This is a genomic window from Flavobacterium sp., from assembly GCF_029945805.1.
GTDB lineage: Bacteria > Bacteroidota > Bacteroidia > Flavobacteriales > Flavobacteriaceae > Flavobacterium.
The window spans coordinates 47454-69270 of the sequence record NZ_JAQSDH010000011.1 but is presented as its reverse complement, the minus strand read 5'-3'; the positions used below and the strand labels follow the sequence as shown (position 1 = coordinate 69270).

The window sequence follows — 21817 nt, the reverse complement described above, 5'->3', positions numbered from 1 at the left end:
GCTAACCTGAAATTTTATTCTGGATTTGATCTAAAACAAACACATAATCCTCTTGATTATTTTGAAAATCCCTGTTCGTTACATCAATAATCAAAACGTTAAGGCTTGTCTGCGATTTGATATAATCTAAATAACCATTGTTGATTTTTTCTAAATATTCAGCTGGAATTTCTTGCTCGTAGCTTCTTCCTCTTTCTTTTATGTTTGCCAAAAGACGCTCCGTACTTTGATACAAATAAATATACAAATCGGGTTTCGGCATTTCTTTATAAATAATATCAAACATCGTTTTGTACAACCGAAATTCATCTTCTGCGAGCGTAACTTTCGCAAAAATTAGAGATTTAAAAATATGATAATCGGCAACAATAAAATCTTTAAACAAATCAAATTGCGCTAAATCATCTGAAATTTGTTGGTATCTATCGGCTAAAAATGACATTTCTAATGGAAACGCATACCGGTTTTGATCTTCATAAAATTTGGGCAAAAACGGATTGTCTGCAAAACGTTCCAAAACGGTTTTCGCATTAAAATCTTCTGCTAGTTTATTGGACAAAGTTGTTTTTCCGGCACCAATATTTCCTTCAATAGCAATGTAATTGTACTGATTTATCTTAATTTTCGCTATCGGAATTTCCAGATTTTGAACAAAGATGCAATTGCTTTTATCCTCTGACAACACTAGTAATTCGTGTAAATATTTCTGTAAAATCGGATGCCGCCAGTCCAAATTCAAATCACGCATGGGCAACAAAACAAAAAGTCTATTTTGCATTTCCGGATGTGGCACTTGCAGTTTGTCGGAAGCAATAATTTCTTCGTCAAAAGTAATCACATCAACATCTATTATTCGGGCTTCATAACCTTGTACTCCCGAACGCACTCTTCCTAAGGCTTCTTCAAGTAAAAGGCATTCGTCCAAAATTTGGTGTGCACTTTTATGCGTATTCATCATTACAGTACAATTGTAAAATTTGGCACTGTCAAAACCCCAAGAAGGCGTTTCATAAAGCTTGGAAACCTTAATAATTGTGCCAATTTCTTTGTGCAAACTAGCTATACAACGCTCTATGTTTTCGAGACGGTTGCCCTGATTGGTGCCTAAAGAAAGTATAACTTGGTGCTGATTTTTCATTGAAGCACAAATTAACTAAAACTATTTTAAAATATTTACATAAAACAACCGACTGTTAATAACATTTTCTCAAAGGTTAAAATCTTAAAACTTCACTAATTATAACCATCTTATCATTAAAAGAACTTATTTTTGCTGAGATAAATCGTAACTAAATCGATCCTACCATGTTAAAGAAAATTTTCAAAATTGTTGCAATACTTTTATTATTATTAATTATTTCAGCTTTTGCAATTCCATATTTCTTTAAAGAGCAAATTAAAGCGCGAATTTTAACGGCTATTAATGAAAAAGTAGATGCTAAAGTGGCGTTTGCCGATGCTGATTTGAGTTTGTTTAGAAACTTTCCAAATGCTAGCGTTTCAATTGAAAAGCTTTCCATCATCAATAAAGCACCATTTGAAGGCGACACTTTAATTTCGTTAGGCGAATTGAATCTTAAAATGTCAATCAAAGAATTGTTTAAAGGTGAAAATGAACCGATGAGCATTGACGCAATTTCAACTAAAAATGGATTGATTAACATCATTTTCAATAAAGAGGGTGTAGGGAATTATGACATCGCGATAAAAGAGGCTAAAAAAGGCGATGACGGAAAAAGCAAACCGCTTTCTTTAAAAATAAAAGAATATTCTGTTGAAAATTTCAAGTTCAAATACACTGATGAAAAGTCAAAAGTGAGAATGGTTTTAGACAGCATTAATCATGAAGGAACTGGCGATTTTGCCGCATCGAAATTAGATTTGGTTACTAAAACTACTACCAAAATTTCGCTTGATATGGACAAAGTGAATTATATGAAAAATGTGCCGCTTTCGCTGGATGCTGTCCTTGGCATTGATTTGGACAATAGCAAATACACATTCAAAGAAAACAAAGCAAAAATAAACGAATTGCCTTTAGAATTCGATGGTTTTATACAGTTAGTAGATGCCGGACAGCAATATGATTTGAACTTCAAAACACCAACCTCTTCTTTTAAAAATTTCTTAGGATTAATTCCAGCGCAGTATTCAAGTAATCTTAAAGATGTAAAAACTAGCGGAGATTTTACCGTTGCCGGATTTGCAAAAGGATTATTATCGGATACCACTATTCCGAAATTCAACATTGAAATTGCCTCGAATAATGCTTCGTTTCAATATCCTAATCTTCCTAAATCTGTTCAGAACATCGTTATCGATACTAAAATAATCAACGAAACCGGACTGATGAATGACACTTATGTCAATTTAGACAAACTTACGTTTCAAATTGATCAAGATGTTTTCAGTGCCAAAGCGAATATTAAAAATATTGCGGAAAATGCTTTAGTAAATGCGGCTCTTAAAGGAACCATCAATTTGGGTAATCTTTCTAAAGCGTATCCAATAAAATTAGACAAACCGCTATCGGGAATTTTAAAAGCGGATGTCACTACCGAATTCGATATGCAATCTGTAGAAAAAAGCGATTACGCTCGAATCAAAAATGCGGGAATGCTCGATTTAACTGGATTTAATTATACTGACGATACCGGAAAAACAATGAAAATCAGCAAGGCTTTGGTTTCCTTTGATCCAAGTCGAGTGAATCTTAAGCAATTCAATGCTACTAACGGAAAAACAGATTTAGCCGTAAATGGCGTTTTGGAAAACTTCTACGGATTTGTATTTAAAAACCAAGAATTGAAAGGAAACTTTAATTTGAATTCCAATCAATTAGCGGTAAGCGATTTTATGACTTCGGGAGAAGATGAAACCAAAAAAGACGCAAAACCAACGGAAGCCATGAAAATCCCTGCGTTTCTGAATTGTTCTTTAACCGCAAAAGCAAATACGGTTTTGTATGATAATTTAGTACTAAAAAATGTTTCGGGAAAAATTATTATTAAAGACCAAAAAGCAACCTTAGAAAATGGTAAAACAGATATTTTTGGAGGTTCGATTGCATTCAATGGAGATGTTTCTACAAAGGAAAAAATTTCGAAGTTCAATATGAATTTAGGTTTAAACGGTGTTGATATTGCACAAACTTTTACGCAATTGGAAATGATGAAAAAAATTGCTCCGATTGCTGGAATCATCAATGGAAAACTGAATTCCACAATCAAACTTTCTGGAAACTTAAAAGACAAAGAAATGGCTCCCGATTTGACCTCGATTACTGGAGATTTATTAGGGCAATTACTTTCAACTACAATTAATTCAAGCAACTCAACTTTATTAAGCGCTTTAGATGATAAATTAAGTTTTATCGATTTGAAAAAATTAAACCTAAACGATTTGAAAGCTGCATTGACATTCAAAGACGGAAAAGTTAACGTTAAACCTTTTGATATCAAATACCAAGACATTAAAGTAACCGTTGGCGGAACACACGGATTTGATCAAAATATGAATTACAACTTAGCCTTTGATGTTCCGGCAAAATATTTAGGAACGGAAGCCACTAATTTGATTGCCAAATTAACTCCAGCCGATGCAAAAAAAGTTGAAAGTATACCAATCAAAGCTATTTTAACGGGTAATTTTAGCAAACCACAAATTAGCACTGATATTAAACAAGCCACGACAACTTTAGTGAATAATTTGGTAAAACAACAAAGAGATAAATTAGTAACTGGAACAAAAGACGCTTTGAGTACTATTATTTCAAACGCGACAAAACCAAAAACAGACAGTACTAAAACGAATGTGAACACGGACGTAAAGGACAGAGCCAAAGATTTACTGAATGGTTTGTTCAATAAAAACAAAAAAGAGGAACCCAAGAAAACTGAAACACCAGCAACTACGACGCCAACAAAATAATCAAAAGCCCTTCCATAATGGCAGGGATTGTAATTTTACAACTTGACCAACTTTCTTTTATAATGTAGATTGTCTCGGTATAATCTGAGTGTCCAATTCAACTATTTTGGGTTTAAATGGAAGTGCTTCTTTTTTAGCGTGCATCTCTTCCAACAATAATTTAAAAGATTCCTTTCCCATCTCAAAACTAGGTTGACTCACTGTACTTAATTTTGGAGTAATCACTTGTGACATAAACCAATTACTGAATCCTATAATCTTTACTTGTTCGGGGACCTGTATTCTCATTTCATTAAAATAGTCTAAAACACCAACAGCTACCAAATCCGTAATTACAAAAATTCCGTCTACATCTGGGTGCTGAGTCCCTATTTGTTGTGCAAACTCTCGCCCTTCTTCAAAAGTCACATTCTTACAGGTATATACCAATTTTGGATCAAATGGTATACTGTTTTTTTCGAGAGCTTTCTTATAACCTAGAAATCGGTCAATGGCATTTTGAGGGTTTATCGGACCTCGTATGTGAGCTATTTTTTTGCATCCCTTACTTATGAGATGTTCAACGGCATTGAATGCCGCTTTTTGATCATTAATAATTACCTTTGAACACGGAATGAGTTTGGAGATTTTATCAAACATTACAAAAGGGACTTCTTTTCGGAGAATATCTCTAATATGTTCATCATCATTTGATTCATTAGAAAGCGACATAATTATGCCGTCAACTCTTTTATTCATCAAAAGTTCCACTTGCTTTTTCTCCAATTCTAAAGATTCATTCGATTGAAGTATAATGACCAAATAGCCATTTTTTTCTGCTTCATCTATAATTCCATTGATAACATTTGAAAAAAAGTGATGTACAACTTCCGGAATTATTAAACCAATAATTTTGGATTCTTTGGTTCTGAGATTAACCGCAAAACTATTTGGTGTATAACCCAATGATTGTGCTAAATCTAAAACCGCTTTTCTTGTTTTTGGACTAACATCGGGATAGTTTTTTAAAGCTTTGGATACCGTAGTAATTGAAATTCCTATAGTTTCGGCAATTTGTTTAAGTGTTATCTCTCTCATTTAACAAATATGATAAAAAATTCTTAATATCTTACCGAAAACGTTTTCGGTATTTTCGAAAACGTTTTCGGTATCAAATTCTTAAATTTAGGTTAAGTAAAATTATAATTTCGAAAAATAAACCAATAATTATTACTAATCAAACAAATTACAAAAAATGAAAAAAAGTACTTTATTTTTGAAAAGACTGCTATTTTTTATAGCGTTAGTGCTATCAAACCTGTCTTTTTCACAAAGTAGTAGTTTATCAGGAAAAGTTACTGATACAAAAGGCGAAGCAGTTGCTGGCGCTAATGTTGTGTTGAGTAAAGCTGGTAAATCTACTTCAACAAATGCCGATGGAAGTTATTCGCTTTCTGGCTTATCTGATGGTTCAGAGACAGTAACAGTTTCTTATATTGGTGCTGAAGCCCAGAATCAAAAAACAGACATTAATGGAAAAACAACTCTTGATTTTCAATTGCAAGATGATTCTAAACAATTGGAAGAAGTTGTGGTTACTGGGGTGGTTAATCCTAGAACCAAAATTAAATCAAGTGTTTCTATCACAACTTTAGATGTAAAACAAGTAGAGCAATCGGCACCAAGATCAACAGCAGAAATTTTCAGAACTATTCCAGGTATTCGTTCAGAGTCATCTGGTGGAGAAGGAAACGCCAACATCACCGTTCGTGGTGTGCCAATTTCTTCTGGAGGTTCTAAATATTTGCAATTGCAAGAAGACGGTTTGCCAATACTTTTATTTGGCGATATCGCTTTTGCAACTTCTGATATTTTTACAAGATTTGATAGAAATATAGGCAAAATTGAAGCAATTCGTGGAGGTTCAGCCTCTACATTATCTTCAAATTCACCAGGTGGAATAATCAATTTTATCAGTAAAACAGGTAAAACAGAAGGCGGGAGTATGGTTACCAGTTTTGGTTTAGATTACAACGACTTTAGAACAGATATTGAATATGGCGCTAAAGTTGGAGACGGATTATTTTTCCATGCTGGTGGTTTTTATAGAACAGGTGAAGGAGTTAGAAGCCTTGGTTTTACTGCCAATAATGGAGGTCAATTCAAGTTTAATATTACAAAAGAATTTGAAAATGGGTCAGTTACAATTTATACTAAATTCTTAAACGATAGAGCTGCTGCTTACATGCCAATGCCTATTAAAGTTACTGGTACAAACGGTAGTCCAAACTGGGGAAGTATTAGCGGATTCGATGCTACTAACGGGGCATTGCAATCTGTTTATTTAACTCAAAATGTAGGCTTAGGCCCAGACGGTGAATTACGTAGAGATGCTGTTTCCGACGGAATGAATCCAGTATCAAAATCAATTGGTGTAAGTGCTACTTTTGAACTAGCGGAAGGTTGGAAAGTTACAGAAAATGGTCGTTATTCATCTAATAGCGGTGGATTTATTGCGGCATTTCCAGCTGAAGTAGCTTCTGCAGCAACTATTGCTAACTCTTTTGGAGCTGGTTCAACGTTAACTTATGCAGATTCTGGAACAGCTTTTAATAATCCAAATGGATTAGTAACCAGAATTCACATGTTTGATACACAATTAAATAACTTCAACAACTTCATGAATGATTTAAGAATCACTAAGAAGTTTGATAAAATTGGAGTAACAGCAGGTTATTTCAAATCTATTCAAAACATATCAATGTCATGGTTGTGGAATTCTTATCTTCAAGAAGTGTCCGATGATAATCCTCGTTTAATTAATGTTACGGATTCAGGCGGAAACTTGCTTTCAGAAAACGGTTTGTACGCATATGGAACTCCGTTTTGGGGAAATTTAGCTCGAAATTATGATACGCAATACAATGTCTCTGCTCCTTATGCAAACATTTCTTTTGATGCTACTGATAAACTATCGTTAGAAGGGGGCATACGCTATGACAAAGGACAGGTAAATGGTTCATTTGCAGGTGGTTCTTCAACTACTTTTGATATTAATAATGACAATGACATTTCGGTACCGGAGCAAAACGTATTTGCTATAAATAATGCCAATACAACTGCTGTAGATTATGATTATAGTTATGTGTCTTATTCTGTTGGAGCTAATTATTTATTAAATGCACAACAATCTGTTTTTGCAAGAATCAGTAAAGGTGCATCTGCCAAAGCTGACAGAATATTATTTTCAGGTTTAAATTATTTAGATGGTGATAAAATCAACTCTTTAGATTTTTTAACTCAAGCAGAAATTGGATACAAGAGAAAATTCTCTAAAGGATATTTCTATGCTACAGTATTTAGTTCGAAAACAGATGAGCAAGGTGGTTATGAAGCAACTTCAAATAGTATCATCCAAAACAATTATAAATCTTTAGGTTTAGAATTAGAAACATCATACAATGTAAACGATGATTTGAATTTACGTGGTGCATTTACCTATACAAAAGCAGAAATTACTTCTGGTGCAAATGAAGGTAACGAAGCAAGAAGACAACCAAAAATGATGTACAATTTTATACCAACCTATAAATTTTCAAAACAAAAGAATGCTGTTGGGTTGAGTTTCATTGGTCAGACAAAAGCGTTTACACAAGATAGTAATGAACTTGTTATGGATGGATTTGTGATTGTGAATGGATTTGTAGAATTCACAGTAACTAAAGGATTATCTCTAAATGTTGCAGGGAATAATCTTCTAAATACTTTAGCAATTACCGAGGCTGAAGAAGGAAGTATTACTGACAATACCACAAACTATGTTAGAGCAAGACCTTTACCGGGAAGATCAATTTCTATGTCATTGTCTTATAAGTTCTAATAAAATTTCATGTTTAATTTGAGTAATTCCTATACCAATTTCTTATTGGTATGGGAATTGTTTTTAAATTAGTAAAATACTACTCCGAATACTTTTCTGAAGCAGGTCTTTGGAGAATTTACAGAAAACTAAAAATAAAATGAGTTTTAAACCAACTTTAAGCTTCTGGCAAATTATCAACATGAACGTTGGTTTTTTTGGAATTCAATATAGTTTTGGATTGCAACAAAGCGCGGTAAATCCTATATATGATTTTCTTGGTGCAAGTCCAGATCAATTGCCTTTATTGAATCTTGCCGGACCATTAACCGGATTGTTGATACAGCCAATAATTGGCGCATTAAGTGATAAAACGTGGTTGCCAAAATTTGGAGGAAGACGCAAACCTTATTTTTTAATTGGGGCTTTGTTATGCAGCTTGGCTTTATTTTTATTTCCGTTTAGTAGCTCACTTTGGATGGCAGCAGGATTACTTTGGATTTTAGATGCCGGAAACAATACAGCAATGGAACCTTACAGAGCATTTATTGTCGATAAACTAGATGATTCTCAACAAGCAATGGGTTTTCAGGCGCAAAGTTTTTTCACAGGATTTGGACAAACATTGGCCAACATTTCGTTATTTATTTTTCCTTTGATATTTATCGGAACAACCGGAAAATTACCCACATGGGTTTTTGCATCCTTTTTTTTAGGAGCAGTTTGTTCTGTCGGTTCCGTTTGGTGGAGCTCGCATACAACGAAAGAAATTCCGCCGTCAGAAGCTGAATTACAGGGGATGCAATCTGAAAAAATAAATATTGCAACGCCTTTTATAGACATCCTTAAGGCAATAAAACATATGCCAAAAGTAATGTGGCAATTAGCATTAGTTTATTTATTTCAATGGTATGCTTTGTTTTGTTATTGGCAAAATTCTTCTAAAAGCATAGCGCTTTCCATTTGGAATACTACACCAAAACAAAACAGCAAACTTTACGAAGAAGCAGTGGCTTGGACTGGTTTAGTGAATGGATGGTATAATATCGTTACGTTTTTAGTTGCTTTTTATTTGGCCTATCTGGCACGAAAATATTCGCCAAAACAAGTACACTTCATATGTTTAGTTTTAGCAGCAATTGGTTTTCTATTATTTCCACACATCCAAAATAAATATTTATTATTTCCTGCTATTACTGGTTTCGGAATTGGTTGGGCAAGTATGATGGGAATTCCCTATCTGATGGTTATTTCCAATATTCCTAAAGAACGCTACGGAGTATATATGGGAATTATCAATATGATGATTGTGATTCCGATGTTTATTCAAACACTGACTTTCGGATACATATTAAAGCATTTTTTAAATAACGACCCTCGTCAAGCCATCACTTTTGCCGGTTCGTTGTTAATGCTGGCGGCTGTTTGTACACTTTTTATTAACGTAAAAAAATCCAATAAAACTATAGAAAGTGAATAACACTACTTATCATAAAGCAATTGAACTACTGCACCGCGTTTCTACTCCAAACGGATTTTTAGCAAGTGCACAAAACACTTCAAACTATAAAAGGGTTTGGGCAAGAGATGGCGTGATTTGCGGTCTGGCAGCTTTGGCATCCGATGATAAAGAATTGATTGAAACTTTCAAAAGTACTTTAGAAACGTTGGCAGGTAACCAACATAAAATTGGAACAATCCCGTCAAATGTTCTAATTTCTGAAGGAATTACCGAAGTAAGTTATGGCGGTTTGGCCGGAAGAGTTGATGCAGTAACCTGGTTTGTAATCGGCATATGTCAATATGCAATTTATAAATCTGATGCTTCTTATGTTGCCAAATACACTATAGAAATTGAGAAATGTCTTGATCTTCTGGATGCGTGGGAATTTAATAATAAACACTTATTATATGTGCCGCTTTCAGGAAATTGGGCAGATGAATACATTACAGACGGTTATGTTTTATACGACCAGTTACTTCGTATTTGGGCTCTACGGAGTTATAATTTCTTTGTAAAAAGTGATGCAATTGCAAACAAAATAGAAAAAATTAACAAGCAGCTCGAAATTAATTTCATGCCTTCTTCTACTGGGGATAAATACCATGAGCGCGCTTATAATGAAGTTCAATTCCAAGATTATATGCCTTGCTCTTTTTCGCCTTCAGGATATAAAACACAATTCGATGCATTTGCAAATTCTTTGGTTGTATTGCTAAACATTGGTTCCAATGAATTTCAGAATACAATATTGAACTACGCAAATGCTCTTGCTGCCGAGACCCAATTGGGATTGCTTCCCGCTTTTTGGCAACCCATTTTCGAAAATGATGAACATTGGATTTTACTCAGGAACAATTGCAAATACGAGTTTCGAAATTTTCCTTATGAATTCCATAACGGAGGAAGCTGGCCCATGGTCAATGGCTTTTTCGGACTGGCATTAAATACAAAAGGCGAGACAAATAAAGTGGAAAGTCTTTTAGCAAAAATTAATGCCGCGAACAGTATAGAGGATTTTTCATTTTATGAAAATTTCAATACTAAAACCAGCAAGCCAAATGGTGTTGCGTTTTGTGCATGGAGTGCTGCAGCAACTGTTTTACTTCATCAATCAGTCCATACTAATTTTAAATTGTATACCTAATTGAAATCAATAGATATTATATGCATAGGCGAAGTCCTGATCGATTTTATCGGTCACGAAATCAATACTTCCATCAATAGAACTAAAGACTACCATCGTTTTTTGGGCGGTTCTCCAACCAATGTTGCAGTAAATTCATCTCGTCTGGGTTTGAATTCCGTGCTCGTTGCCTCATGCGGTGAAGACGGTCTTGGAGATTATGTTGTGAGAAAATTAAAAGCCAATAACGTAAATACTAAACAAATAAGAAAGTTGGAAACTTTGCCTACTTCTGTAATCTTTGTTTCCAAATCGACAGAAACACCCGATTTTATTCCGTACCGTCAGGCAGATTGCGAAATCTACGAAAATCAATTGCCGGATGAAATCATTGCCGATGCTAAAATATTCCATACAACTTGTTTCGCACTAAGTAAAAATCCGGCAAGGCAAACTATTTTAAACCGTGCACAAAAAGCTGCAGAATTTGGACTGAAACTCAGTATTGACATTAATTTCTCTGAAAGAATCTGGCCCGACAGAGAAGAAGCTAAATTGATTTTAAAGGAATATTTAACCAATGATCCCCTAGTGAAACTTAGTGAAGATGATTGCTACCGATTGTTTGCAGCTGTCAAATCAGAAGATTATATTTTCGACTACTTTCACAGTTTAGGAGCATCTACAATTTGCCTAACTAAAGGTAAAAATGGTGTGGTAGTTTCTGATTTAAAACAAGGCTTATTCTTTCAAAAAGCAATTCAAATAGACGAAATTAAAGATACAACCGGAGCTGGTGATGCCTTTTGGACCGGTTTTTTATTTGCTCAAATTGAAAATAAAAGTTTAGAAGAAAGTATTTCGATTGCGCAAAAGCTGGCCACCATCAAGCTTCAAAATGTGGGTCGCTTACCCGATAATATTAATATCAACCAATTGATAAAAGAATAAAAACAGAAAATATTTGAGTTTAGTTAGGTTTTGAAAAGCTGTGGTTTTAATTGCAGCATTTCTTTTTTAACTTTTTCCAAAAGAAACCCCTAAAAGTTTCCTTTTTAAGTTCAGTCTTCTACCTTTGTAGCTATCAAATTTAAGACCATGCAGAAAGATAGTAAACGACGAGAAGCACTTTTATACCACGCCAAACCTACTCCAGGAAAAATTCAAGTAGTTCCAACCAAGAAATATGCAACCCAAAGAGATTTGTCATTGGCTTATTCTCCTGGCGTCGCCGAGCCTTGCTTGGAAATTGTCAAAGATGTTAACAACGTTTATAAATATACTTCCAAAGGAAATTTGGTTGCAGTAATTAGTAACGGAACCGCCGTTTTAGGATTGGGAGACATTGGTCCCGAAGCTTCAAAACCCGTTATGGAGGGCAAAGCTTTATTATTCAAAATCTTTGCAGATATTGACGTTTTTGATATTGAAGTTGACACTAAAGATATTGATGCCTTCATAGAAACCGTTAAAAATATTGCTCCCACTTTTGGCGGAATAAACCTTGAAGACATTAAAGCTCCAGAATCATTTGAAATTGAAAGACGTTTGGTTGAAGAACTGAATATTCCGGTAATGCATGATGACCAACACGGAACAGCAATTATTTCTGCAGCGGCGTTATTGAATGCTGTTGAAATAGCTGGAAAGAAGATGGAGGAAGTACAAATTGTTATTTCGGGAGCTGGTTCAGCCGCTATAGCGTGTGCAAATCTCTACGTTTCTTTTGGCGTCCAAGCTGAAAATATTGTGATGTTTAACAGTAAAGGCGCGCTTAAAAAAGACGATCCTAAAATTTCAGATAATCAACGAAAATATGCTACTGATAAAAACTTCCCTTCGTTATTGGAAGCAATGGTTGGAGCCGATGTCTTTGTCGGATTATCAACCGGAGATATAGTAAAGCCAGAGATGTTATTGGGAATGGCAAAAAATCCAATTGTGTTTGCAATGGCAAATCCAACGCCAGAAATAAATTATGATTTGGCGATCAAAACCAGAAAAGACATCATTATGGCTACCGGCCGTTCTGACCATCCTAATCAAGTGAATAACGTACTTGGATTTCCATACATTTTCCGTGGTGCACTTGACGTGAGAGCTACCAAGATTAATGAACAAATGAAAAAAGCAGCGGTAATTGCTTTAGCCGAATTGGCCAAAGAATCGGTTCCGGAGCAAGTGAATATTGCTTACGGAGAGACTAAATTAGTTTTCGGAAAAGAGTATATTATCCCTAAACCTTTTGATCCACGATTGATTGCGAAAGTACCGCCTGCTGTAGCAAAAGCTGCTATGGATTCAGGAGTTGCTTTACATCCGATTACAGATTGGGAAAAATACGAGGAAGAATTATTAGAACGATTAGGCTCTGATAATAAAATGGTTCGTATGTTGACGAACAGAGCAAAAACAGATCCAAAACGTGTAGTATTTGCCGAAGCAGATCATTTAGATGTATTGAAAGCGGCACAGATTGCTCACGAAGAAGGCATTGCGATTCCTATATTATTAGGTAATAAAGAGGTGATTTTAGAACTCAAAGAAGAATTAGGCTTTGATGCCGATGTGGCGATTTTTGATCCAAAAACAAAAGAAGAAGACGATCGCCGATTGAAATATGCAGATCATTATTGGGAGTCGAGACAACGAAGAGGAATTGCATTACTAGATGCTCAGAAATGGATGCGCGAACGTAATTATTTTGCAGCGATGATGGTTAACGAAGGTGAAGCCGATGCTATGGTTTCTGGTTATTCACGAAGTTATCCCTCTGTGGTAAAACCGCTGATGCAATTAATTGGAAAAGCTCCCGGAATTACTTTGATTGCTACTGCAAATATGATGATGACGAATCGTGGCCCAATGTTTTTATCGGATACAGCTATTAATCCAAATCCAACATCAGATGAATTGGCAAAAATTGCTTTGATGACAGCAAAAACTGCAAGAATGTTTGGAGTAGAGCCAGTAATTGCAATGGTTTCATTTTCTAATTTTGGCTCATCTGATAATGAAAGTGCTTCTAAAGTGAGAGATGCTGTAGCGTATTTGCACAAATATTATCCTGATTTAATTGTAGATGGAGAAATCCAAACTGATTTTGCATTGAATCCAGAATTGTTAAAGAAAAAATTTCCTTTTTCAAAATTAGCTGGAAAAAAAGTAAACACTTTAATTTTCCCAAATTTAGACGCAGCAAACATTACCTATAAACTTTTGAAAGAACTTTACAAAGTTGATTCTATTGGTCCGATAATGATGGGAATGGAAAAAGCGGTTCATATTTTCCAGTTGGGTGCTAGTGTGGAAGAAATGGTAAATATGGTTGCGGTTGCGGTAGTTGATGCTCAGGAAAAAGAGAAGCGAAAAAAGATGTCTGCCAGATAAGTTTTTGTATTATTGTACAGATATTGAAGCCAGATTTCCTCACTTGGAGAATTTTGCTATATTTGGAACTAGATTTTAGTAAAAATGATTGCACACATTCAAGGAAAATTAGTTGAAAAGACGCCTACTGAAGTAATAATTGACTGTAATGGCGTTGGTTATCATATCAATATTTCGTTGCATACTTTTTCATTACTTCCAACCACCGATTTTATAAAATTATTTACGCACCTTCAAATTAAGGAAGATGCGCATTCTTTGTTTGGTTTCGTTGAAAAATCGGAAAGAGAATTATTTAAGTTATTACTGTCGGTTTCTGGAATTGGAGCAAGTATCGCAAGAACAATGTTATCATCATTAGATCCAAAACAAATAATCCATGCTATTGCTAATGCAGACGTTGTTACTATTCAATCTATAAAAGGAATTGGAAGTAAAACAGCGCAGCGTGTAATTTTGGATTTAAAGGACAAAGTATTAAAAATATATGATTTGAGCGAAATATCGATAACGCAACACAATATTTCCCGAGAAGAATCGTTATCTGCTTTGGAGGTATTAGGCTACATCCGAAAAAATGCTGAAAGAGTGGTTGATAAAATCATAAAAGATAATCCTGAAGCTGGAGTTGAAACAATAATCAAACAAGCATTAAAAAATTTATAATACTTGGAAACACTATACCTTAAAAAACCACTTGTATACCTAAAAAAGCTTATCCTCGGATTAGCTTTACTACTTAGCTCTGCTGTTTTTGCTCAAGATCCTGTTCCCAACACAGTGATTGACAGCACCGGTTATGCTACAGGTAAAGTAGAGATTACTAATCCAAACAGTATTGTAAATGCCTATACTTACGATGCCGCAACAAACCGGTATATTTACACTAGTAGTTTTGATGGTTTTAATATTAATTATCCCATTATTTTAACACCTCAAGAGTATGAAGAGTTGGTACTTCGGGAATCAATGCGGAAGTATTTTAAAGATAAATCAGACGCCATGGATGGCAAAAAAGAGGGAAGTGAAGCGTCTAAAAAAGATTTATTACCACGTTATTACGTAAATTCGAGTTTCTTTGAAACCATTTTTGGTTCTAATACTATTGATGTAAAACCCACAGGTTCTGTTGAAATGGATTTAGGTGTACGCTACACCAAACAAGACAATCCTTCATTTTCTCCTAGAAACCGAGCTCAAACTTCATTCGATTTTGATCAAAGAATCAGTATGAGTTTGAATGGAAAAGTAGGAACAAGGCTGAGCGTAAATGCCAATTATGATACCCAATCAACCTTTGCTTTTCAAAATCTTATCAAATTAGAATATGCTCCAACCGAAGACGATATTATCCAAAAAATTGAAGTCGGAAACGTTAGTATGCCATTGACAAATTCCTTAATTCGTGGTGCGCAGAGTTTATTTGGGGTCAAAGCCCAATTACAATTCGGAAAAACGACGGTTACTGGAGTCTTCTCTGAACAAAAATCACAAACCAAATCGGTCACAGCACAAGGTGGCGGAACGATTCAGGATTTTGAATTGTTCGCGTTAGATTATGATTCAGATCGACATTTTTTCCTTTCGCAATATTTTAGAAATAAATATGATGCTGCCTTGCGAAATTATCCAGTTATCAGCAGTAGGGTTCAGATTACGAGAATTGAAGTTTGGGTTACTAACCGACAAAATCGTGTAAGTACTACCAATAATAATTTAAGAAACATTCTTGCTTTACAGGATTTAGGTGAAACCCGATTGACTGGGTTGACAGATGAACAAGTGGTTGCGGTGAACAATTTAGAACTCCCAACGTTTTTCTTAAAACCAGCTGATAGTCCAACGGATAACACAAACAACAGATATGATCCAAGCTTAATTACAACAGGTGGCGGATTATTGAATACAAACATTCGAGATATTGTTACTTCAAGTCAAGGTTTCAACAATTTAAATGCGGTTGATGAAGGTACAGACTATTCCAAATTAGAAAATGCCAGAAAGTTAACAGCCACTGAATATACTCTCAACACACAATTGGGTTACATTTCGTTACAACAACGATTATCGAATGATGAAGTACTATCCGTAGCCTACCAATATACTATTGGAGATCAGGTGTATCAAGTCGGTGAATTTGGTACAGACGGCGTTGATTCTACTGTGATTACGGATGGCGGAACAACCAATGCAACAGTATCAACACAGAGTTTAGTATTGAAAATGCTGAAAAGTAATTTGACGAATGTAAAAAAACCAATCTGGAATTTGATGATGAAAAATATTTATCAAATTCAAGGTGCTTATCAATTGCAACAAGACGATTTTAGATTCAATATCTTGTATACCGATCCATCGCCTTTAAATTACATTACACCTGCAAATTCAACGTCTCCGTTACCTGCGGACGTAGCTGAAACCCCACTTTTAAAAGTGTTTAATGTCGATAAGCTTAACTATAACAATGATCCCCAAGCAGGCGGAGACGGTTTCTTCGATTTTATTCCAGGATTAACTGTTGATCAACAAAATGGTAGATTAATCTTTACTTCTGTAGAGCCGTTCGGGAAGCTTTTATTTGACAAATTGAAAACAAATCCGTCAGAAGACTATTATCAGGATTATTATGCTGATAACAACCCTAACACTTCTACCTTTAACGACAACCAGTCAAAATATGTGTTCCGTGAAATGTATAGAAGAACACAAGCCTCAGCTCTACAAGATGCGGAAAAAAATAAATTCCAATTAAAAGGACGCTACAAATCTGCCGGAGGTGATGGAATTCCGATTGGCGCCTATAATGTTCCTAGAGGTTCTGTTGTGGTAACTGCAGGAGGTAGAGTTTTACAAGAAGGAATTGATTATAGTGTAAATTATCAGGCTGGAAGAGTTCAAATTCTAGATCCATCACTACAAGCATCCAATACGCCAATTCAAGTGTCTGTAGAAAACAACGCTACTTTTGGTCAACAAACCCGAAGATTTATGGGCGTGAATATCGAACATAAATTCTCAGACAAATTCTTATTGGGAGCTACATTCTTAAAAATGACCGAAAGACCACTTACCGGAAAATCAAACTATGGCCAAGAGTCAGTCAACAACAGTATTTTTGGATTCAATGCCAACTATTCAACAGAAGTTCCGTTTTTAACTCGAATGGTTAATAAATTACCAAATATTGATACGGATGTCCCTTCAAACTTCTCATTTCGTGGCGAGGTAGCGTTTTTAAAACCGAACGCATCCAAATTAGATCAATTTGAAGGAGAAGCAACGGTTTATGTAGATGATTTTGAAGGCTCACAAACTACAATTGACATGCGTTCGGCGTTGTCTTGGAGCTTATCATCAGTACCTAAAAGACCCATAACTAGTGATTTAGGCTATTATCCTGATTTTGGTTCTGCGGCCACTGATTTAAGTTATGGTTATAAAAGAGCCAAATTAAATTGGTACAGCATTGACCCTACTCTATATGTACAAACACCAGGAGACATTGGTCAAGACGGAATATCTTCCAATAATACTAGAAGAATATTTAGTCGCGAATTATTTCCAAATACCGATATTCAAGTGGGACAATCACAAGTAATTAACACTTTGGACCTAACGTATTACCCGCAAGAAAGAGGACCTTATAATTACAATCCACAAGGATTAAACCCTTCAGGATTTGCTAATCCGACAGAAAATTTTGGTGGAATAATGCGTGCGATCAACTCAACTAATTTCGAACAAAGTAATGTGGAGTACATCCAGTTTTGGGTATTAGATCCCTATTTTGACCCGAATAACACATCGCAACAAACGCCTAGCGCCAATACTGGAAAACTTTATTTTAATCTGGGAGAGATTTCAGAAGATGTCTTAAAAGATGAGCGCAAGCAATATGAAAATGGTCTTCCTGCAAACACTGCTGCCCAATCATTAACAAGTAACACAGTTTGGGGAAAAGTTCCGTCATCACAATCCCTTATTTATGCCTTTGATGTAGATGGCGCCAATAGATCCGCACAAGATGTTGGTTTTGATGGAATTGGCGATGCTGTTGAAGGTACACTTCCGGGAATTGGAGGTTATGCAGGATTAGCGGATCCGGCTGGTGATAACTACCAGTATTTCTTGGCCGCAACGGGTTCAACCATATTTGATCGTTATAAAGACTACAACGGTGTTGAAGGAAACTCACCTGTCGGACTTTCAGACGCTAACAGAGGTTCGACAACAATTCCAGATGTAGAAGACATTAACCGTGACAACACGATGAATACGGCGAATGCTTATTATGAATATCAAGTTGAAATTAATCCAGGTCCTGATGCAAATGGTATGGTTGTGGGAACCAATTTCATTACGGATAAAGTTGTAACGAATGTTACTAACACACCTAATGGCATTGATACTCAGGCAAGATGGTACCAATTTAAGATTCCTGTAACGACTCCTTTAAAGAAAACGATTGGTAGTATTTCTGATTTCCGTTCGATTCGTTTTATGCGAATGTTCATGACTGGTTTTTCTTCTCCTGTTACACTTCGTTTTGGAGCATTAGACTTAGTACGTGGCGAATGGAGACGTTATGAAAATACCTTAGAGGCATTAGATACTGATCCAAGTGATGACAATACTAATTTTGATGTTTTATCAGTAAATGTTCAGGAAAATGCACAACGTGATCCTATACCTTACATTGTACCTCCGGGAGTTATAAGAGAACAAATCACGAATGGACAACAAGTTCTGAATCAAAATGAACAATCATTGTCATTACGGGTAAATGAAGCATCTGCAGGAGGTGGATTACAACCAGGTGATGCAAGAGCGGTATTCAAAAACATTGAAGTAGATATGCGTCAGTACAATAAACTTAAAATGTTTTTACATGCTGAATCCTTACCGACTGATGTAACACCATTACAAAATGATCAAATGGTAGCCTTTATTCGTTTTGGAAATGACTTTACCAATAACTATTACGAAGTAGAAATTCCACTTCAAGTAACACCGCTCCTTCCAAGACCTAGCACAGCAGAAGAAGTTTGGCCAGAACTCAACGAAATCGATTTGCCTACAGCTTTACTGACTAAAATGAAGATCTTATTCATGAGCGCACAACCTACTGATTTGGTTGACGGAGTTTTATATAAAAATGATTTTGAATTAGACCCATCATTGGCTGGCGTTTCAGGTCGTGGCGCTTTGCGACTTGGTGTAAAAGGGAATCCAAATTTTGGATTAGTAAGAACCTTAATGGTTGGTATCCGGAATAAAACGAATCGACCTATAAAAGGAGAGGTTTGGTTTAACGAATTGCGTCTAGCCAGTTTGAACAACAAAGGAGGAATGGCTGCAGTACTTAATATAGATACTAACTTAGCTGATTTTGCAACGGTTTCAGCCACTGGAAGAATGAGCACCATTGGATTTGGAGCTTTAGAACAAGGACCGCAGGAAAGAAGTAGAGAAGAGGTGCAACAATACAATATCGTTACAAACCTTAGTTTAGGCAAATTATTACCAAAAAAATGGGGCATAAATCTTCCTTTCAATTATGCGGTAGGAGAAGAAGTAATCACTCCTGAATACGATCCGTTTAATCAGGATATCCGATTGGAACAACTTTTGAGCACGACCACAAACAGCGCCGAAAGAAATAACATCGAAAAAAGAGCTCAAGATTTTACAAAACGAAAAAGCATCAACTTTATTGGAGTTAAAAAAGAGCGTGGCCCAGAACAAAAACCACGGGTGTACGATCCAGAAAATTTAACACTTTCGTATTCATATAACCAAGTTGAGAAGCACAACTACGAAATTGAAAACTTTATAGATCAGCAGGTAAATACTACTGTTGATTATACTTATACATTTCAAAATAAACCGCTGGAACCTCTTAAGAAAAGTAAATTTCTGAAGAAAAGTTCGTATTGGAAAATGTTAAGCGATTTTAACTTTAATTACCTTCCTGCGAGTATTTCTTTTAGCAGCAATATTATTAGACAATACAACAAACAGCAGTTCAGACAGGTTGATGTTGCTGGAATTGCATTAGATCCATTATTCCGAAGAAATTATATGTTTAACTATCAATATGGATTTAATTACAATCTAACCAAAGCGTTAAAAATAAACTTTACAGCCTCGTCAAATAACATTGTACGTTCGTATATGGATGAAAATAATGTCCCAGATAATAGTAATACGATTTGGACTGATTTCTGGAATATTGGTTTGCCGGATCAGCACAATCAACAACTGGTGGTGAATTACGAATTGCCTATTAACAAGATTCCATTCTTGGCTTTCGTAAAATCTACTTATTCCTATACGGGTGATTACAATTGGCAAAGAGCTCCAATCGGATTTTCAACTGTTCCGGATGAAACGGATCCAAATACTACCTATAATTTAGGTAATACTATTCAAAATGCCGCTTCTCACCGTTTGAATACTTCATTCGCCATGGAAACCTTTTATAAATATATTGGCTTAGGTAAAAAACCAGTTACCCCTGCAGCAAGACCTGCGACATTACCTAAACCAGGTGAAAAAATTACTAGTATTAAAGCGCAACCTGCTAAAACGAATAATGTATTTTTAGATGGTTTGAAAAATGTTTTAACCAGCGTGAAAAACATCCAGATTAATTACACTCAAAACGAAGGAACCTTGTTGCCAGGATATTTACCAGGATTAGGTTTTTTTGGAACGTCAAAACCAACTCTAGGATTTGTTTTCGGCGCACAAGATGATGTGCGTTATGAAGCGGCTAAGAGAGGTTGGCTGACTGATTATCAATTCTTTAATCAAAGCTATACACACACGGTAACCAAAACATTAGATTACACAGCAAATATCGATTTGTTCCCCGATTTTAAAATTGATTTAACGGGTAATAGAACATTTGCCGATAATTTCTCAGAGCAATATAACGTAAGTAGCGATGGTGATTATTTACCACAATCGCCATATAACTTCGGAAACTTCTCGATTTCAACAGTGATGTTGAAAACATCTTTCAAAGCGAGTGACGAAAATGGTTCAGCTTCTTTCCAAGATTTTAGAGAAAATAGAATTATTGTTGCCAACCGCCTTGCCGAACAATATTACGGAACCACAAACGTTCCGAGATATGGCGATATCAACAACCAAATTCCAGCTCCAACGGATCCAAATTATAATTTTTACAATGCTAATAATGGGTATCCAATTGGATTTGGTAAAAACAATCAGTCTGTTTTAGTTCCTTCTTTTTTAGCGGCCTATACTGGATTGTATTCCGGCGGCTATGGCGAAGCTGCTAAAGGAATTTCATTTAATGCGTTCAGAGATATTCCAATTCCAAACTGGACCATTAAGTACAATGGATTGATGCGTTATACTTTCTTCAAAGAAAAATTCAAACGTTTTTCCATTCAGCATGCTTATAGATCATCTTATACTATTAACTCGTTCCGTTCAAATCTTGATTTTGCGGCGGGAAGACAAGACAATGGTGGAATTGGTAATTTTTTCAACAAAACGATTATCGCTAACATCAACTTAGTTGAACAATTTAATCCGCTTGTACGTATTGATTTTGAAATGAAAAATGCATTCAAAATACTAGCTGAGATTAAAAAAGACCGAAGTTTATCTATGAGTTTTGACAATAATTTATTGACTGAAGTTCAAGGAAAAGAATATATTGTTGGCTTTGGATACCGTTTCAAAGATGTTATTTTCTCTTCACAATTGGCAGATAATCCAACGGGAATTATTAAGAGTGATATCAATATGAAAATTGACTTCTCTTACCGAAACAATAAAACTATCGTACGCTATTTAGACTATGAAAATAACCAACTGGGTGGCGGACAAAATATTTGGTCAGCAAAATTAACAGCAGATTATTCATTCAGTAAAAACCTAACTGCTATTTTCTTCTATGATCATTCCTTCTCTAAACCTGTAATTTCTACATCATTCCCTTTAACGAATATCAGAGCCGGATTTACGATGCGATATAATTTTGGAAACTAACATT

10 protein-coding genes are annotated in these 21817 nt (G+C 35.4%); 8 read left to right on the top strand and 2 right to left on the bottom strand.

Annotated features, from left to right (window positions below):
* Position 1 precedes the first annotated feature (1 nt).
* The gene (gene folK, locus PSU83_RS02730; protein WP_300586439.1) at positions 2–1138 is read right to left on the bottom strand and encodes a 2-amino-4-hydroxy-6-hydroxymethyldihydropteridine diphosphokinase; all 1137 of its coding nucleotides are present in this window, start codon (positions 1136–1138) and stop codon (positions 2–4) included.
* Positions 1139–1305: 167 nt separating this feature from the next.
* On the opposite strand from folK, the gene PSU83_RS02725 reads away from it, so the two are divergent.
* Positions 1306–3930, top strand: a complete 2625-nt coding sequence (locus PSU83_RS02725; RefSeq protein ID WP_300586436.1) for an AsmA-like C-terminal region-containing protein — start codon at positions 1306–1308, stop codon at positions 3928–3930.
* A 57-nt stretch (positions 3931–3987) separates the two neighbouring features.
* Here the strand turns inward: PSU83_RS02725 and PSU83_RS02720 are convergent, their stop codons facing one another.
* Complete coding sequence (locus PSU83_RS02720) at positions 3988–5007, bottom strand: LacI family DNA-binding transcriptional regulator (RefSeq protein ID WP_300586434.1); 1020 nt, start codon at positions 5005–5007, stop codon at positions 3988–3990.
* A 157-nt stretch (positions 5008–5164) separates the two neighbouring features.
* Between PSU83_RS02720 and PSU83_RS02715 the strand changes: the two genes are divergently transcribed.
* The 7 genes from PSU83_RS02715 (at position 5165) to sprA (ending at position 21813) form a co-directional block, all read left to right on the top strand.
* Positions 5165–7789, top strand: a complete 2625-nt coding sequence (locus PSU83_RS02715; protein WP_300586432.1) for a TonB-dependent receptor — start codon at positions 5165–5167, stop codon at positions 7787–7789.
* Between the two features lie 139 nt (positions 7790–7928).
* Entirely contained in the window at positions 7929–9248 is a 1320-nt protein-coding gene (locus PSU83_RS02710) for an MFS transporter (RefSeq protein ID WP_300586430.1), read from the top strand.
* Positions 9241–10416 carry a glycoside hydrolase 100 family protein gene (locus PSU83_RS02705; RefSeq protein ID WP_300586428.1) on the top strand — a complete coding sequence of 392 codons (1176 nt, stop codon included), beginning with the start codon at positions 9241–9243 and terminating at the stop codon, positions 10414–10416. Before PSU83_RS02710 ends, PSU83_RS02705 begins: the two co-directional genes overlap by 8 nt.
* The gene (locus tag PSU83_RS02700; RefSeq protein WP_300586426.1) at positions 10417–11346 is read left to right on the top strand and encodes a carbohydrate kinase family protein; all 930 of its coding nucleotides are present in this window, start codon (positions 10417–10419) and stop codon (positions 11344–11346) included. It abuts the gene before it with no gap.
* Between the two features lie 147 nt (positions 11347–11493).
* Positions 11494–13785 carry an NADP-dependent malic enzyme gene (locus tag PSU83_RS02695; RefSeq protein WP_300586424.1) on the top strand — a complete coding sequence of 764 codons (2292 nt, stop codon included), beginning with the start codon at positions 11494–11496 and terminating at the stop codon, positions 13783–13785.
* A gap of 84 nt (positions 13786–13869) precedes the next feature.
* Positions 13870–14451: a Holliday junction branch migration protein RuvA gene (gene ruvA / locus PSU83_RS02690; RefSeq protein ID WP_300586422.1), complete on the top strand. Its 582-nt coding sequence runs from the start codon at positions 13870–13872 to the stop codon at positions 14449–14451.
* 114 nt (positions 14452–14565) lie between these two features.
* Complete coding sequence (gene sprA, locus PSU83_RS02685) at positions 14566–21813, top strand: cell surface protein SprA (RefSeq protein WP_300586452.1); 7248 nt, start codon at positions 14566–14568, stop codon at positions 21811–21813.
* The last annotated feature ends 4 nt before the right edge of the window (positions 21814–21817 follow it).

Coding starts and splice junctions, on each gene's coding strand:
- PSU83_RS02720 (WP_300586434.1), bottom strand. CDS start 5,007: ATGAGAGAGATAACACTTAAACAAATTGCCGAAACTATAGGAATTTCA.
- PSU83_RS02715 (WP_300586432.1), top strand. CDS start 5,165: ATGAAAAAAAGTACTTTATTTTTGAAAAGACTGCTATTTTTTATAGCG.
- PSU83_RS02695 (WP_300586424.1), top strand. CDS start 11,494: ATGCAGAAAGATAGTAAACGACGAGAAGCACTTTTATACCACGCCAAA.
- folK (WP_300586439.1), bottom strand. CDS start 1,138: ATGAAAAATCAGCACCAAGTTATACTTTCTTTAGGCACCAATCAGGGC.
- PSU83_RS02725 (WP_300586436.1), top strand. CDS start 1,306: ATGTTAAAGAAAATTTTCAAAATTGTTGCAATACTTTTATTATTATTA.
- PSU83_RS02710 (WP_300586430.1), top strand. CDS start 7,929: ATGAGTTTTAAACCAACTTTAAGCTTCTGGCAAATTATCAACATGAAC.
- ruvA (WP_300586422.1), top strand. CDS start 13,870: ATGATTGCACACATTCAAGGAAAATTAGTTGAAAAGACGCCTACTGAA.